Raw genomic sequence first — 13,128 nt, forward strand, 5'->3', positions numbered from 1 at the left:
GGTGTCCGAGTGAGAGGCTGCATCGCAAGGAGTTTAGATGAGTGCCGATAACGCCTACGCGGTCGAGCTGAAGGGAGTCTCCTTCAAGCGCGGTGCGCGGAGCATTTTCAATAACGTCGATATCCGCATCCCGCGCGGCAAGGTCACCGGCATCATGGGACCTTCCGGGTGTGGCAAGACCACACTGTTGCGCCTGATGGGCGCCCAGTTGCGGCCATCCAAAGGCGAGGTCTGGGTCAACGGCCAGAACCTGCCGAAGCTGTCGCGCAGCGATCTGTTCGATGCGCGCAAGCACATGGGCGTGCTGTTTCAGAGCGGTGCGCTGTTCACCGATCTTGACGTGTTCGAGAACGTCGCCTTTCCGCTGCGGGTTCATACCGATCTGCCGGACGAGATGATTCGCGACATCGTGCTGCTCAAGTTGCAGGCCGTGGGCCTGCGCGGTGCGATCGAGCTGATGCCTGATGAGCTGTCTGGCGGCATGAAACGTCGTGTCGCCCTGGCCCGGGCCATTGCCCTCGATCCGCAGATCCTGATGTACGACGAACCGTTCGTCGGCCAGGACCCGATCGCCATGGGTGTTCTGGTTCGCCTGATCCGGCTGCTCAATGATGCCCTGGGAATCACCAGTATCGTGGTGTCGCACGATCTCGCCGAAACCGCGAGCATTGCCGACTACATCTATGTGGTCGGTGATGGCCAGGTATTGGGGCAGGGCACGCCGGATGAACTGATGAGTTCGGACGATCCGCGTATCCGCCAGTTCATGACCGGTGAACCCGACGGCCCGGTGCCGTATCACTTTCCAGCGCCGGATTACCGCGCAGATCTTCTGGGGAAGCGCCGCTGATGCGCAGAATTACTTTAATGGAGCGTGTGCGTCGTTTCGGCCTCGCCGGCATCGACAGCGTCGCAGTGTTCGGGCGTTCGACCCTGTTCCTGTTTCATGCCTTGCTCGGGCGGGGCGGCATCGGCGGCGGTTTTGGTCTGCTGGTCAAGCAGTTGCATTCCGTCGGCGTGATGTCGCTGGTGATCATCGTGGTGTCCGGGATCTTCATCGGCATGGTGCTGGCGCTGCAGGGCTTCAACATCCTGTCGAGCTACGGCTCGGAGCAGGCTGTCGGGCAGATGGTGGCGCTGACCCTGCTGCGTGAGTTGGGGCCGGTGGTGACCGCGCTGTTGTTCGCCGGTCGTGCCGGTTCGGCGCTGACGGCGGAAATCGGCAACATGAAGTCCACCGAGCAGCTGTCCAGCCTGGAAATGATCGGGGTCGACCCGCTCAAGTACATCATCGCCCCGCGTCTGTGGGCCGGCTTCATTTCCCTGCCGGTGCTGGCGATGATTTTCAGCGTGGTCGGCATCTGGGGCGGTTCGTGGGTCGCCGTCGACTGGCTGGGCGTCTACGAAGGTTCCTACTGGTCGAACATGCAGAACAGCGTGAGCTTCGGTGACGATGTGCTCAACGGCATCATCAAAAGTGCAGTATTCGCTTTTGTCGTCACCTGGATCGCCGTATTTCAAGGCTATGACTGCGAACCCACTTCCGAGGGAATCAGCCGTGCCACCACCAAGACCGTGGTTTACGCCTCGCTGGCAGTACTCGGCCTGGACTTTATTCTGACCGCTTTGATGTTTGGAGATTTCTGATGCAAAACCGCACCCTGGAAATCGGTGTCGGCCTGTTCCTGCTGGCAGGGATCCTGGCTTTGTTGCTGCTCGCTTTGCGGGTCAGTGGCCTTTCTCCGACTTCGACCACCGATACTTACAAGCTTTACGCGTATTTCGACAATATCGCCGGTTTGACGGTCAGAGCCAAAGTGACCATGGCGGGTGTGACGATCGGCAAGGTCACCGCGATCGATCTGGACCGCGACAGCTTCACCGGTCGGGTGACCCTGCAAGTGGATAAAAGCGTCGACAACCTGCCGACCGACTCCACAGCATCTATCCTGACTGCGGGTCTGCTGGGCGAGAAATACATCGGTATCAGCGTGGGCGGGGAAGACACCCTGCTCAAGGATGGTGGAACCATCCACGACACGCAGTCGTCTCTGGTACTGGAAGACCTGATCGGTAAATTCCTGCTCAATACCGTTAGCAAAGACGCCAAATGAGGAGCTTTTGAATGATCTCTACCTTGCGACGTGGCCTGTTGGTGTTGCTTGCGGCGCTGCCGCTGGTGGCTAACGCCGTGGCGGTACAGTCGGCGCACGATCTGGTTCAGGACACCACAAACCGGATGCTCGCCGATCTGTCGGCCAATAAAGAGAAGTACAAGCAGGATCCACAGGATTTCTACACGGCGCTGAACACCATCGTCGGCCCTGTGGTAGATGCCGAAGGCATTTCCAAGAGCATCATGACGGTCAAGTATTCGCGCAAGGCAACCCCGGCGCAGATGAAGACCTTCGAGGAAAACTTCAAGCGCGGCCTGTTCCAGTTCTACGGCAATGCGCTGCTCGAGTACAACAATCAGGGCATTACCGTTGATGCGCCCAAGGACGAGTCTGGCGACCGCACCAGCGTCGGCATGACCGTCAAGGGCAACAACGGCGCGATCTATCCGGTGTCGTACACCCTGGAGAAGATCAACGGCGAGTGGAAACTGCGCAACGTCATCATCAACGGCATCAACATCGGCAAGCTGTTCCGTGACCAGTTCGCCGACGCGATGCAGCGCAATGGCAACGACCTGGACAAGACCATCAACGGCTGGGCCGGGGAAGTCGCCAAGGCCAAGCAGTCGGCCGAGCAGAACGAGAAGCCTGCCCAATGACCGAGTCGGCCATTCGTCTGGATGAAGCCAGTGAGCTGCAGCTCAGTGGCGTGCTGGATTACCGCACCGGGCCCGATCTGCGCGAGCAGGGCCGGGCGCTGATCAAGTCGTGCAATGCCCCGGCATTGGTGATCGATTGCTCGGCGGTGGAGAAGTCCAGCAGCGTCGGTCTGTCGCTGCTGCTGTGCTTCATTCGCGATGCGAAGGCCGCCGGCAAGGCGGTCAGTATTCGCGGGATGCCCGAAGACATGCGCGAAATTGCTCAGGTCAGCGAGCTGACCGAGCTTTTGGCGCAACCCTGAATCCGCATCAATAGAGAAGCCCCCCGTCAGAGTCCTGCGCAGCGGGGTTCGCAGGCGCGGGGCTTTTTTGTATGATGTCCGACCCGTGCGCACAGGGCGCCGATTGAGGTTGAGCATGCAGGCCGTAGAAGTGAAGAGCTTCCTTGAAGGAAAGCTGCCAGGAACGCTGGTGGAAGTTGAAGGCGAAGGCTGCAACTTTCAGCTGAACGTGATTAGTGATGAACTGGCGGCGTTGAGCCCGGTCAAGCGTCAGCAAAGCATCTATGCCCATTTGAACCCTTGGATCGCCGATGGCAGCATCCATGCGGTCACTATGAAATTTTTCAGCAGCGCGGCCTGGGCCGAGCGCACCTGAGCCCTAGGGCGTCGAGATTCTTATGGATAAATTGATAATTACCGGTGGCGCTCGTCTTGATGGCGAGATCCGCATCTCCGGGGCGAAGAACTCCGCCCTGCCGATCCTGGCCGCCACCCTGCTGTGCGATGGCCCGGTAACCGTTGGCAACCTGCCGCACCTGCACGACATCACCACCATGATCGAGCTGTTCGGTCGCATGGGCATCGAGCCTGTGATCGACGAAAAGCTCAGCGTCGAAATCGACCCGCGCACCATCAAGACCCTGGTCGCTCCGTACGAGCTGGTGAAAACCATGCGCGCCTCGATCCTGGTACTGGGTCCGATGGTTGCGCGTTTCGGTGAAGCCGAAGTCGCACTGCCTGGCGGCTGCGCCATCGGTTCGCGTCCGGTCGACCTGCACATCCGTGGCCTGGAAGCCATGGGCGCGGTCATCGACGTCGAAGGCGGCTACATCAAGGCCAAGGCGCCTGAAGGCGGCCTGCGTGGCGCGCACTTCTTCTTCGATACCGTCAGCGTGACCGGTACCGAGAACATCATGATGGCCGCTGCTCTGGCCAAGGGCCGCAGCGTGCTGCAGAACGCCGCTCGCGAGCCGGAAGTCGTCGACCTGGCGAACTTCCTCAACGCCATGGGTGCCAAGGTATCCGGTGCCGGTACCGACACCATCACCATCGACGGCGTCGAGCGTCTAGGTTCGGCTTTCTATAAGGTCATGCCTGACCGTATCGAAACCGGCACCTACCTGGTGGCTGCTGCGGTCACCGGTGGCCGCGTGAAGGTCAAGGACACTGATCCGACCATCCTTGAAGCCGTTCTGGAAAAACTCCGTGAGTCCGGCGCAGAAGTCACCACCGGTGAAGACTGGATCGAGCTGAACATGCACGGCAAGCGCCCGAAAGCGGTCAACGTGCGCACTGCGCCGTACCCGGCGTTCCCGACCGACATGCAGGCGCAGTTCATCTCGCTCAACGCCATTGCCGAAGGCACCGGTGCCGTGATCGAGACGATCTTCGAAAACCGCTTCATGCATGTGTACGAACTGCACCGCATGGGCGCCAAGATCCAGGTCGAAGGCAATACGGCCATCGTGACCGGTACTGAAATCCTGAAGGGCGCGCCAGTGATGGCAACCGACCTGCGGGCCTCGGCCAGTCTGGTGATCTCGGCCCTGATGGCCGAAGGCGATACCCTGATCGACCGCATCTACCACATCGACCGTGGTTACGAATGCATCGAGGAAAAACTGCAGATGCTGGGCGCGAAGATCCGTCGCGTTCCGGGCTAGTCGCTGCATCTGGACACAGGGAAGTGTCCGTTGAATTCGTTTTGATCGGGGGTGGCAACGCCCTCGATGTATGTCCGGCGCCGATTGCGACCGGACATGAGTACCTTGATAAGGACTGACGTTTCCCATGTTGACCATCGCACTGTCCAAGGGCCGCATCCTTGACGACACCCTGCCGCTTCTCGCCGAAGCGGGCATCGTGCCGACCGAGAATCCGGACAAGAGCCGCAAGCTGATCATCCCCACGACCCAGGAAGACGTTCGCCTGTTGATCGTGCGGGCCACCGACGTGCCGACCTATGTCGAGCATGGCGCGGCCGACCTCGGCGTTGCCGGTAAAGACGTGCTGATGGAATACACCGGCCAGGGTCTGTACGAGCCGCTGGATCTGCAGATTGCCCGGTGCAAGCTGATGACTGCCGGCAAGGTCGGCGCCGTCGAGCCCAAGGGCCGCCTGCGCGTCGCCACCAAATTCGTCAATGTCGCCAAGCGCTACTACGCCGAGCAGGGCCGTCAGGTCGACATCATCAAGCTTTATGGCTCGATGGAGCTGGCACCGCTGATCGGCCTGGCCGACAAGATCATCGACGTGGTCGACACCGGCAACACCCTGCGCGCCAACGGCCTGGAACCCCAGGAACTGATCGCCACGATCAGCTCGCGTCTGGTGGTCAATAAAGCTTCGATGAAAATGCAACACGCCCGAATCCAGGCGTTGATCGACACCCTGCGCAAGGCAGTGGAGTCTCGACACCGCGGCTGATGTACCTGCGCGACGTTAAGTCGCGCCCGTCTATCCGCCTCATAGCCAGAATCTCAGGTGCCCAAGCGGATCGAATGGTAATTTCGGGCGCCTGAGTTTTTTGCCATTCCTATGAGGCTCTCGCTATGACCGCACCGACTGCAATTCGCCGACTCAACGCTGCTGACCCGGATTTCGCGCATCATCTGGATCATCTGCTGAGCTGGGAAAGTGTGTCTGACGACTCGGTCAATCAGCGGGTGCTGGACATCATCAAGGCTGTGCGCGAGCGCGGTGACGCGGCGCTGGTCGAGTTCACCCAGAAATTCGATGGCCTGGAAGTCACTTCGATGGCGGACCTGATCCTGCCGCGCGAGCGCCTGGAACTGGCCCTGACCCGCATCACTGTCCCGCAACGCGAAGCGCTGGAAAAAGCGGCGGCCCGCGTGCGCAGCTATCACGAAAAACAGAAGCAGGATTCCTGGAGCTACACCGAAGCCGACGGCACGGTGCTGGGCCAGAAAGTCACGCCACTGGATCGCGCCGGTCTGTACGTGCCGGGCGGCAAGGCGTCGTATCCGTCATCGGTATTGATGAACGCGATTCCGGCCAAGGTTGCCGGCGTGGCCGAAGTGGTCATGGTGGTGCCGACCCCGCGCGGTGAAGTCAACGAACTGGTGCTGGCAGCAGCGTGCATTGCCGGTGTTGACCGGGTGTTCACCATCGGTGGCGCGCAAGCCGTTGCCGCGTTGGCCTATGGCACCGAAAGCGTGCCGCAGGTGGACAAGGTTGTCGGCCCGGGCAACATCTACGTCGCCACTGCCAAGCGTCACGTGTTCGGTCAGGTCGGCATCGACATGATCGCCGGCCCGTCGGAAATCCTCGTGGTATGCGACGGCCAGACCGATCCGGACTGGATCGCCATGGACCTGTTTTCCCAGGCCGAGCACGATGAAGACGCCCAGGCAATCCTGGTCAGCCCGGACGCCGAATTCCTCGACAAGGTTGCCGCCAGCATCGACAAACTGCTGCCGACCATGGATCGCGCCACCATCATAGAAACCTCGATCAATGGCCGTGGCGCCCTGATTCACGTGCGCGACATGGCCCAGGCCATCGAAGTCGCCAACCGTATCGCCCCGGAACACCTTGAACTGTCGGTCGCCGACCCGCAGGCCTGGCTGCCGCAGATCCGCCACGCCGGCGCGATCTTCATGGGGCGTCACACCTCCGAAGCGCTGGGCGACTACTGCGCCGGTCCGAACCACGTGCTGCCGACCTCCGGCACTGCGCGTTTCTCCTCGCCGCTGGGCGTGTATGACTTCCAGAAACGTTCGTCGATCATCTTCTGCTCCGAGGCCGGTGCTTCGGAACTGGGCAAGACTGCATCGATCCTGGCCCGTGGCGAATCCTTGAGCGCCCACGCGCGCAGCGCCGAATACCGCATCAAAGACGACGTGAAGGGGAACTGAACATGAGCAAATTCTGGAGCCCGTTCGTCAAGGATCTGGTGCCTTACGTGCCAGGCGAGCAGCCGAAGCTGACCCGTCTGGTCAAGCTCAACACCAACGAAAACCCGTACGGCCCGTCGCCAAAAGCCTTGGCGGCGATGCAGGCCGAACTCAACGACAACCTGCGTCTGTATCCGGATCCGAACAGCGACCGGCTGAAAAACGCTGTCGCCGAATACTACGGCGTGCAGAGCAATCAGGTGTTCCTCGGCAACGGTTCGGATGAAGTGCTGGCGCACATCTTTCACGGCCTGTTGCAACACGATCAGCCGATCCTGTTCCCGGACATCAGCTACAGCTTCTATCCGGTCTACTGCGGTCTCTACGGCATCACGTTCGACGCGGTGCCGCTGGATGCGCAGTTCCGGATCAACCCGGCCGACTACGCCAAACCGAACGGCGGGATTATCTTCCCCAACCCGAACGCGCCGACCGGTTGCCTGCTGGCGCTGGAAGCGGTCGAGCAGATCCTCAAGGCCAGCCCGGATTCAGTGGTGGTGGTCGACGAGGCCTACATCGACTTCGGCGGCGAAACCGCGATCAGTCTGGTCGAGCGTTATCCGAACCTGCTGGTCACCCAGACCCTGTCCAAATCCCGTTCGCTGGCGGGCCTGCGGGTCGGTCTGGCGGTCGGCCATCCGGATCTGATCGAGGCGCTGGAGCGGATCAAGAACAGCTTCAACTCCTACCCGATCGATCGCATGGCCAATGTCGGCGCGGCGGCAGCGTTCGAGGATCGCGAGTACTTCGACAAGACCTGCGCACTGGTCATAGAGAGTCGCGAGTGGGTGGTTGCGCAGTTGCAGGCCAAAGGTTTTGAAGTGCTGCCGTCAGCGGCCAACTTCATCTTCGCCCGGCATCCGCAACACGATGCGGCGGGGCTGGCGGCCAAACTGCGTGAACAGGGCGTGATCGTGCGCCATTTCAAACAGGAGCGGATTGCCCAGTTCCTGCGGATCTCGATCGGCACGCCGGAACAGAATCAGGCGTTGATCGACGGTCTGGGCGAACTCTGAAACGACGCTGATCCCTGTGGGTTCAGTCCCGCAGGGATCAGCGCTGGTTTATTCGTGATGCGGCTCGCCAAGGAACGTCAACGAACTGAACAACCCTCTGCTGCTCACCTCTGCACTGTCCTTCACCGGCACTTCCACCTGCGCCGCAATCACATTCAATCCCTCATTACGCACCAGCACCTGAGCGCGGCCGTCCTTGTCGGTTTCAGTGCTCAAGGTATTCGGCGCGCTGCGGTAGTCACCGATCAACTTCACGCCCGCGGCCGGTTTGCCATCCAGCAACACCCGCACCGGCAATGATTTCCCCGGCCCGACGGTCAGCGGATCGACCTCCGGCAGAATCAGTAATTTGATCTGATCCAGTTTGGGCAACTTCGCTCCCGGCTGATAAATCGCCAGGCTGTACTTGAGGGTCTCGGTCGACTCAATGGCGCCCGGGACTTTACTGCGACCCTCGTTGATCCATTTTTTGTCAGCGGTTTGCGACCACATGCCATTGTTCAGGGCCACGGCCAACACCGCTGGCGGCTTCAACGGTTGCAGGCGGGCATGATCCGCCAGGCGCTGCACGCTGACGGGAATCATCTTGCCGCTTGCGTCATAGGCCCACGCTCCGCTGACTTTCTGCGGTTTGAATGCATTGTCCTCGGCACCGTGTCCGTAGACGACTTCGATATTGCCGCGCCGTTGTTCGGTCCACAAACCATGGGCCGAGGCGTGAGTGGCGAAGAGCGCGGCGATGAACAGCAGGGATTTGCCGTATTGCATGGAGACGTCCTTTTACAGGTTGAGTGTCAGGCTGACCGTGAAATTGCGCGGCTCGCCGGGGTTGACCCAGTAGTTGCTGTACGAGCGCTCGTAATACTTTTCGTCGAACAGGTTGTTCAGGTTCAGGCCGACGGTGATTTTGTCGCTGGCCTTGTAATGGGCCAGCAGGTCAACGGTGTGATAGGCCGGCAGCTCGAAATCGCTGCCGGATTCACCCGAGCGGTCACCGACATAGGTGAACGCCGCGCCGATATCCGAGCCGCGCAAGCGGCCGTCCTGAAACTCGTAGACACCCAGCAGGCTGCCGCTGCGTTTGGCGACCCCGAGGATGCGGCTACCGGCGGGGATCGCGGCATCCCCCTTGGTCACTTCGGCGTCGATCCAGGCGAAAGCGCCGATCACCCTGACGGCGTCGGTGACTTGCCCGGTGACTTGCAGATCGAAACCCCGGCTGCGGGCCTTGCCCATGGCGCGGCTGGTGTCGGTGCCCGGGTCGAGGGCGAGGACGTTTTCCTTGTCGATATGGAAGAAGGCGAGGGTGCTGCTTAACCGTTCGTCGAACAGCTCGTTCTTGATCCCGATTTCGTAACCCACACCTTCCTCCGGATCGAAGGATTTGCCAGCCGCATCGAGGCCGTTGTTCGGTTTGAATGAGGTCGAGGCGTTGGCGAACAGGCCGATGTCCGGTGTCAGTTGATAGAGCAGGCCGGCACGTTGAGTGAGCGCATCGTGGGTCTGGCGGCTGGTGGTGTTGCGGCTGTGGTCATCGATGTTTTGCTCAAAGTGCTCCAATCGCGCCCCGATCATCCCACGCAGTTTTTCGCTGAAGACGATTTGATCCTGCAGGTTCAGCGCACGGCTTTCGACGTGTTCGAAGAAGTCCGTGCCGGAGCGTGCACCGTTGGGTTTGGGCTGGCCGTATACCGGGTTATAGATATCGATGGCGTAAGGCCTGCCGGCGATGTTGGTGACGCGCTCGTTCTTGCGGAAGTTCTCGTACTCGCTGCCGATCAGCAGTTCGTGCTGCCAGGTGCCAAGGTCGAACAGACCGCGCAGTTCCAACTGGGTGATGCTGTCGTGCCAGTTGGTATCGCGTTCGCGATAGCGGCGGTTGACTGAGTGGCCATCGGCATTCAAAGGACGGCTTTCAGAGGCGAATCCCCAGAGTTTGCCTTCCTTGTAGTGGCTGGCCAGGCGCAGTTTCCAGGCATCGTTGAGGTGGTGCTCAAGCGTGGCTTGCAGTCTGTTGTTGTGGTTGTCGATGTTGCCGTCGTTCGGTTCACCCAGGAATGTCGAACGCGAGACGCCGCTCCATTTATTGTTTGGCGCAACAATGCCGCGGTCGAAGGTCGAGCTATGACGTACGAATTCGCTCTCCACCAGCAGGCTGGTGTCCGGGTTCAACTGCCAACTGAAAGAGGGGGCGACGAATACACGTTTACTGTCGACGTGGTCGCGAAAACTGTTGTTGTCCTCGACCGCGAGGTTGATCCGCGACAGCACATCTCCCTGATCATCCAGCGGCGTGTTGACGTCCAGCGCGGTGCGATAACGATCCCAACTGCCGGCACTGGTTTGCAGGGTAGTAAACGCTTCGGGCTGCGGTTTTTTGGTGACGATGTTTACCGTGCCACCCGGATCGCCTCGGCCGTACAGGCTGGCGGCTGGTCCTTTGAGCACTTCGATGCGCTCGATGTTGGCAGCGTCGGGTATGCTCGGGTAGCCACGGTTGGCGCTGAAGCCGTCCTGGTAAAACTCGGAGGTAGTGAAGCCGCGCACACTGTATTCGTAAAGCGTCAGGCCGCCGAAGTTGTTTTGCTTCGACACGCCACCGGCGAATTCCAGCGCACGTTCGACGCTGGTGCTACCCAGATCCTTGAGTACGGTGGCGGGCACCACGCTGATGGCCTGTGGAATATCGCGGATTGCGGTGTCGGTTTTGGTGGCGCTGGACGAGCGCGTAGCGCGGTACCCTTTGACCGGACCGGTAGGGGATTCGTAATCGGAGGTGACGCTGATGGTATCGAGTTCAAGCGTTTGCGGTTCATCGGCAAACACGGGATCGCCAAGCAGGCCAAGGGTCAGGCCGAGCAGAGAAGCCTTTTTTCGAGACGACATGTTATGTTGTTCCAATGTATTAATTGAAACAATATAACATGCCCGTTGAGAATGTCTGTTATTCGCGCCATTGGCGCGAACAAAGTCTTACTCTTCTTTCTCTTGCACCGGCGCTGGCGGCGGACGCAGGCCGATTTCAGCGGTCAGCTTCAACTCCTTGCCATTGCGCATCACCTGAATCGTGACCTTGTCGGTCGGTTTGATTCGCGCTACCTGGTTCATCGACTTACGGCCATCACCGGCCGGTTCGCCGTCGATGCTCAGGATCACATCACCCAGTTGCAAGCCGGCCTTCTGTGCCGGGCCGTCGCGGAAAATGCCCGCCACCACGATTCCCGGGCGCCCGGACAGGCCAAACGACTCGGCCAGTTCCTGGGTCAGCGGCTGCACTTCAATGCCGAGCCAGCCGCGAATCACCTGACCGTGCTCGATGATCGATTTCATCACTTCCATCGCCAGTTTCACCGGGATTGCGAAGCCGATGCCTTGCGAGCCGCCGGACTTGGAGAAGATCGCGGTGTTGATGCCGGTGAGGTTACCGTTGGCGTCTACCAGCGCGCCGCCGGAGTTGCCCGGGTTGATCGCGGCGTCGGTCTGAATGAAGTCTTCGTAGTTGTTCAGGCCCAGCTGATTGCGGCCGGTGGCGCTGATGATGCCCATGGTCACGGTCTGGCCGACGCCGAACGGGTTGCCGATGGCCAGTGCGACGTCGCCGATGCGGATGTTGTCGGAACGGCCGACGGTGATCGACGGCAGGTTTTTGAGATCGATCTTCAGGACGGCGAGGTCGGTTTCCGGATCGCTGCCGATCACCCGGGCCAGGGTTTCGCGACCGTCCTTGAGCGCCACGACGATCTGGTCGGCGCCACTGGTAACGTGGTTGTTGGTCAGAATGTAGCCTTCCGGGCTCATGATCACGCCGGAACCGAGGCTGGACTCCATGCGTTTCTGCTTCGGCGAATTGTCACCGAAGAAGCGGCGGAACTGCGGATCCTCGAACAACGGATGCGCCGGTTTGGCGATGACTTTGGTGGTGTAGAGGTTGACCACTGAAGGCGCGGCGATGGTCACCGCGTCGGCATAGGACACCGGCCCCTGCTGCACGCTGGTGGTCTGCGGAGCCTGTTGCAGGTTGACGTCAAGGCTTGGAAGCCCGACCCACTGCGGGTAACGCTGAATAATCAACAGAGCGATAAGTACGCCGGCCAACAGCGGCCAGCCGAAAAAACGCAGCGCCTTGAGCATTAAGCACGTCCTGGAAAAGTTGCAGGCGGGGTCAGACCGCCCATAATGTCGCGCATTATACGAGGCCGCGCGCGCCTCTGAACGGGATTTTCAGGAGTCTTTCATGGCCGTTGCCCTCAGTACCCTGGTCGAAGAAGCCGACCGTTACCTCGGCAGTGCGAAAATTGCCGATTATTGCCCCAACGGCCTGCAGGTCGAAGGCCGTCCGCAGGTGATGCGCATCGTCAGCGGTGTCACCGCCAGCCAGGCGCTGCTCGATGCTGCCGTCGAGGCCGAAGCCGATCTGGTGCTGGTGCATCACGGTTATTTCTGGAAGGGCGAGAACCCGTGCATCACCGGCATGAAACAGCGCCGTCTGAAGACGCTGCTCAAGCACGATATCAGCCTGCTCGGTTATCACCTGCCGCTGGATCTGCACCCGGACGTCGGCAACAACGTGCAGCTTGCGCGTCAGCTGGACATCACCGTCGAGGGGCCGCTGGATCCGGACAACCTGAAGGTCGTCGGTCTGGTCGGTTCGCTGAACGAGCCCATGACTCCGCGCGACTTCGCCCGCAAAGTGCAGGAAGTCATGGGCCGCGAGCCGCTGCTGGTCGAGGGCAGCGCGATGATTCGTCGGGTCGGCTGGTGCACCGGGGGCGGTCAGGGCTACATAGACAATGCCATCGCCGCCGGCGTCGATCTGTTCCTCAGCGGCGAAGCCTCCGAGCAGACATTCCACAGCGCCCGGGAAAACGACATCAGCTTCATCGCCGCCGGCCACCACGCCACCGAGCGCTACGGCGTGCAGGCGCTGGGCGACTATCTGGCGAAGCGTTTTGCCCTCGAGCACATTTTCATCGACTGTCCGAATCCGATCTGACTTCACCCAAATCCTGTGGGAGCGAGCTTGCTCGCGAAGAGACAGTATCAGTCGCCATCATTGTTGAATGGCAGACCGCTTTCGCGAGCAAGCTCGCTCCCACATTGGCTTTCATCACCCGAACGGGCGGGCATATTCATATGCC

The 13,128-nt window shown here is 60.5% G+C and carries 14 protein-coding genes; 11 read left to right on the forward strand and 3 right to left on the reverse strand.

Annotation, left to right across the window (positions count from 1 at the left end):
• Positions 1 to 37: 37 nt before the first annotated feature.
• The 10 genes from CAF73_RS08705 to hisC all read left to right on the forward strand — a co-directional run bounded on the left by CAF73_RS08705 (position 38) and on the right by hisC (position 7,990).
• Entirely contained in the window at positions 38 to 850 is an 813-nt protein-coding gene (locus tag CAF73_RS08705) for an ATP-binding cassette domain-containing protein (protein ID WP_007953564.1), read from the forward strand.
• Entirely contained in the window at positions 850 to 1,647 is a 798-nt protein-coding gene (mlaE, locus tag CAF73_RS08710) for a lipid asymmetry maintenance ABC transporter permease subunit MlaE (RefSeq protein ID WP_007953561.1), read from the forward strand. Before CAF73_RS08705 ends, mlaE begins: the two co-directional genes overlap by 1 nt.
• Positions 1,647 to 2,114: an outer membrane lipid asymmetry maintenance protein MlaD gene (mlaD, locus tag CAF73_RS08715; RefSeq protein ID WP_085698466.1), complete on the forward strand. Its 468-nt coding sequence runs from the start codon at positions 1,647 to 1,649 to the stop codon at positions 2,112 to 2,114. Before mlaE ends, mlaD begins: the two co-directional genes overlap by 1 nt.
• An 11-nt stretch (positions 2,115 to 2,125) precedes the next feature.
• A complete protein-coding gene (locus tag CAF73_RS08720; protein WP_085698467.1) occupies positions 2,126 to 2,776 on the forward strand; it encodes a phospholipid-binding protein MlaC in 651 nt (216 codons plus the stop codon).
• Complete coding sequence (locus CAF73_RS08725) at positions 2,773 to 3,078, forward strand: lipid asymmetry maintenance protein MlaB (RefSeq protein ID WP_007953557.1); 306 nt, start codon at positions 2,773 to 2,775, stop codon at positions 3,076 to 3,078. Before CAF73_RS08720 ends, CAF73_RS08725 begins: the two co-directional genes overlap by 4 nt.
• A 115-nt stretch (positions 3,079 to 3,193) precedes the next feature.
• Positions 3,194 to 3,433 carry a BolA family protein gene (locus tag CAF73_RS08730; protein WP_039769303.1) on the forward strand — a complete coding sequence of 80 codons (240 nt, stop codon included), beginning with the start codon at positions 3,194 to 3,196 and terminating at the stop codon, positions 3,431 to 3,433.
• Positions 3,434 to 3,455: 22 nt separating this feature from the next.
• Positions 3,456 to 4,721, forward strand: coding sequence for a UDP-N-acetylglucosamine 1-carboxyvinyltransferase (murA, locus tag CAF73_RS08735; RefSeq protein WP_085698469.1), 1,266 nt, complete (start codon positions 3,456 to 3,458; stop codon positions 4,719 to 4,721).
• Between the two features lie 127 nt (positions 4,722 to 4,848).
• Positions 4,849 to 5,484, forward strand: coding sequence for an ATP phosphoribosyltransferase (gene hisG, locus CAF73_RS08740; RefSeq protein WP_065260859.1), 636 nt, complete (start codon positions 4,849 to 4,851; stop codon positions 5,482 to 5,484).
• Positions 5,485 to 5,609: 125 nt separating this feature from the next.
• Entirely contained in the window at positions 5,610 to 6,935 is a 1,326-nt protein-coding gene (hisD, locus tag CAF73_RS08745) for a histidinol dehydrogenase (protein WP_085702478.1), read from the forward strand.
• A 2-nt stretch (positions 6,936 to 6,937) separates the two neighbouring features.
• Complete coding sequence (gene hisC, locus CAF73_RS08750) at positions 6,938 to 7,990, forward strand: histidinol-phosphate transaminase (RefSeq protein ID WP_085698471.1); 1,053 nt, start codon at positions 6,938 to 6,940, stop codon at positions 7,988 to 7,990.
• 48 nt (positions 7,991 to 8,038) lie between these two features.
• Here hisC and CAF73_RS08755 read toward each other — a convergent pair whose 3' ends face one another.
• The 3 genes from CAF73_RS08755 to algW form a co-directional block, all read right to left on the reverse strand.
• A complete protein-coding gene (locus CAF73_RS08755) occupies positions 8,039 to 8,758 on the reverse strand; it encodes a DUF4198 domain-containing protein (protein ID WP_085702479.1) in 720 nt (239 codons plus the stop codon).
• Positions 8,759 to 8,770: 12 nt separating this feature from the next.
• The gene (locus CAF73_RS08760; RefSeq protein ID WP_085702480.1) at positions 8,771 to 10,876 is read right to left on the reverse strand and encodes a TonB-dependent siderophore receptor; all 2,106 of its coding nucleotides are present in this window, start codon (positions 10,874 to 10,876) and stop codon (positions 8,771 to 8,773) included.
• An 87-nt stretch (positions 10,877 to 10,963) separates the two neighbouring features.
• Complete coding sequence (algW, locus tag CAF73_RS08765) at positions 10,964 to 12,121, reverse strand: Do family serine endopeptidase AlgW (RefSeq protein ID WP_085702481.1); 1,158 nt, start codon at positions 12,119 to 12,121, stop codon at positions 10,964 to 10,966.
• Between the two features lie 103 nt (positions 12,122 to 12,224).
• Here algW and CAF73_RS08770 point away from each other — a divergent pair, with 103 nt between their 5' ends.
• Positions 12,225 to 12,983 carry a Nif3-like dinuclear metal center hexameric protein gene (locus CAF73_RS08770; protein ID WP_085702482.1) on the forward strand — a complete coding sequence of 253 codons (759 nt, stop codon included), beginning with the start codon at positions 12,225 to 12,227 and terminating at the stop codon, positions 12,981 to 12,983.
• The last annotated feature ends 145 nt before the right edge of the window (positions 12,984 to 13,128 follow it).

Origin of the sequence: Pseudomonas sp. B15(2017) (assembly GCF_002113215.1) — a bacterium.
Lineage (GTDB): Bacteria > Pseudomonadota > Gammaproteobacteria > Pseudomonadales > Pseudomonadaceae > Aquipseudomonas.

Excerpts from the sequence above, each read along its gene's own strand:
- CAF73_RS08725 (WP_007953557.1), top strand. The coding sequence starts at position 2,773 with ATGACCGAGTCGGCCATTCGTCTGGATGAAGCCAGTGAGCTGCAGCTC.
- CAF73_RS08755 (WP_085702479.1), bottom strand. The coding sequence starts at position 8,758 with ATGCAATACGGCAAATCCCTGCTGTTCATCGCCGCGCTCTTCGCCACT.
- murA (WP_085698469.1), top strand. The coding sequence starts at position 3,456 with ATGGATAAATTGATAATTACCGGTGGCGCTCGTCTTGATGGCGAGATC.
- hisD (WP_085702478.1), top strand. The coding sequence starts at position 5,610 with ATGACCGCACCGACTGCAATTCGCCGACTCAACGCTGCTGACCCGGAT.
- hisC (WP_085698471.1), top strand. The coding sequence starts at position 6,938 with ATGAGCAAATTCTGGAGCCCGTTCGTCAAGGATCTGGTGCCTTACGTG.
- CAF73_RS08720 (WP_085698467.1), top strand. The coding sequence starts at position 2,126 with ATGATCTCTACCTTGCGACGTGGCCTGTTGGTGTTGCTTGCGGCGCTG.
- mlaD (WP_085698466.1), top strand. The coding sequence starts at position 1,647 with ATGCAAAACCGCACCCTGGAAATCGGTGTCGGCCTGTTCCTGCTGGCA.
- mlaE (WP_007953561.1), top strand. The coding sequence starts at position 850 with ATGCGCAGAATTACTTTAATGGAGCGTGTGCGTCGTTTCGGCCTCGCC.
- CAF73_RS08760 (WP_085702480.1), bottom strand. The coding sequence starts at position 10,876 with ATGTCGTCTCGAAAAAAGGCTTCTCTGCTCGGCCTGACCCTTGGCCTG.
- CAF73_RS08770 (WP_085702482.1), top strand. The coding sequence starts at position 12,225 with ATGGCCGTTGCCCTCAGTACCCTGGTCGAAGAAGCCGACCGTTACCTC.
- CAF73_RS08705 (WP_007953564.1), top strand. The coding sequence starts at position 38 with ATGAGTGCCGATAACGCCTACGCGGTCGAGCTGAAGGGAGTCTCCTTC.
- CAF73_RS08730 (WP_039769303.1), top strand. The coding sequence starts at position 3,194 with ATGCAGGCCGTAGAAGTGAAGAGCTTCCTTGAAGGAAAGCTGCCAGGA.
- algW (WP_085702481.1), bottom strand. The coding sequence starts at position 12,121 with ATGCTCAAGGCGCTGCGTTTTTTCGGCTGGCCGCTGTTGGCCGGCGTA.
- hisG (WP_065260859.1), top strand. The coding sequence starts at position 4,849 with ATGTTGACCATCGCACTGTCCAAGGGCCGCATCCTTGACGACACCCTG.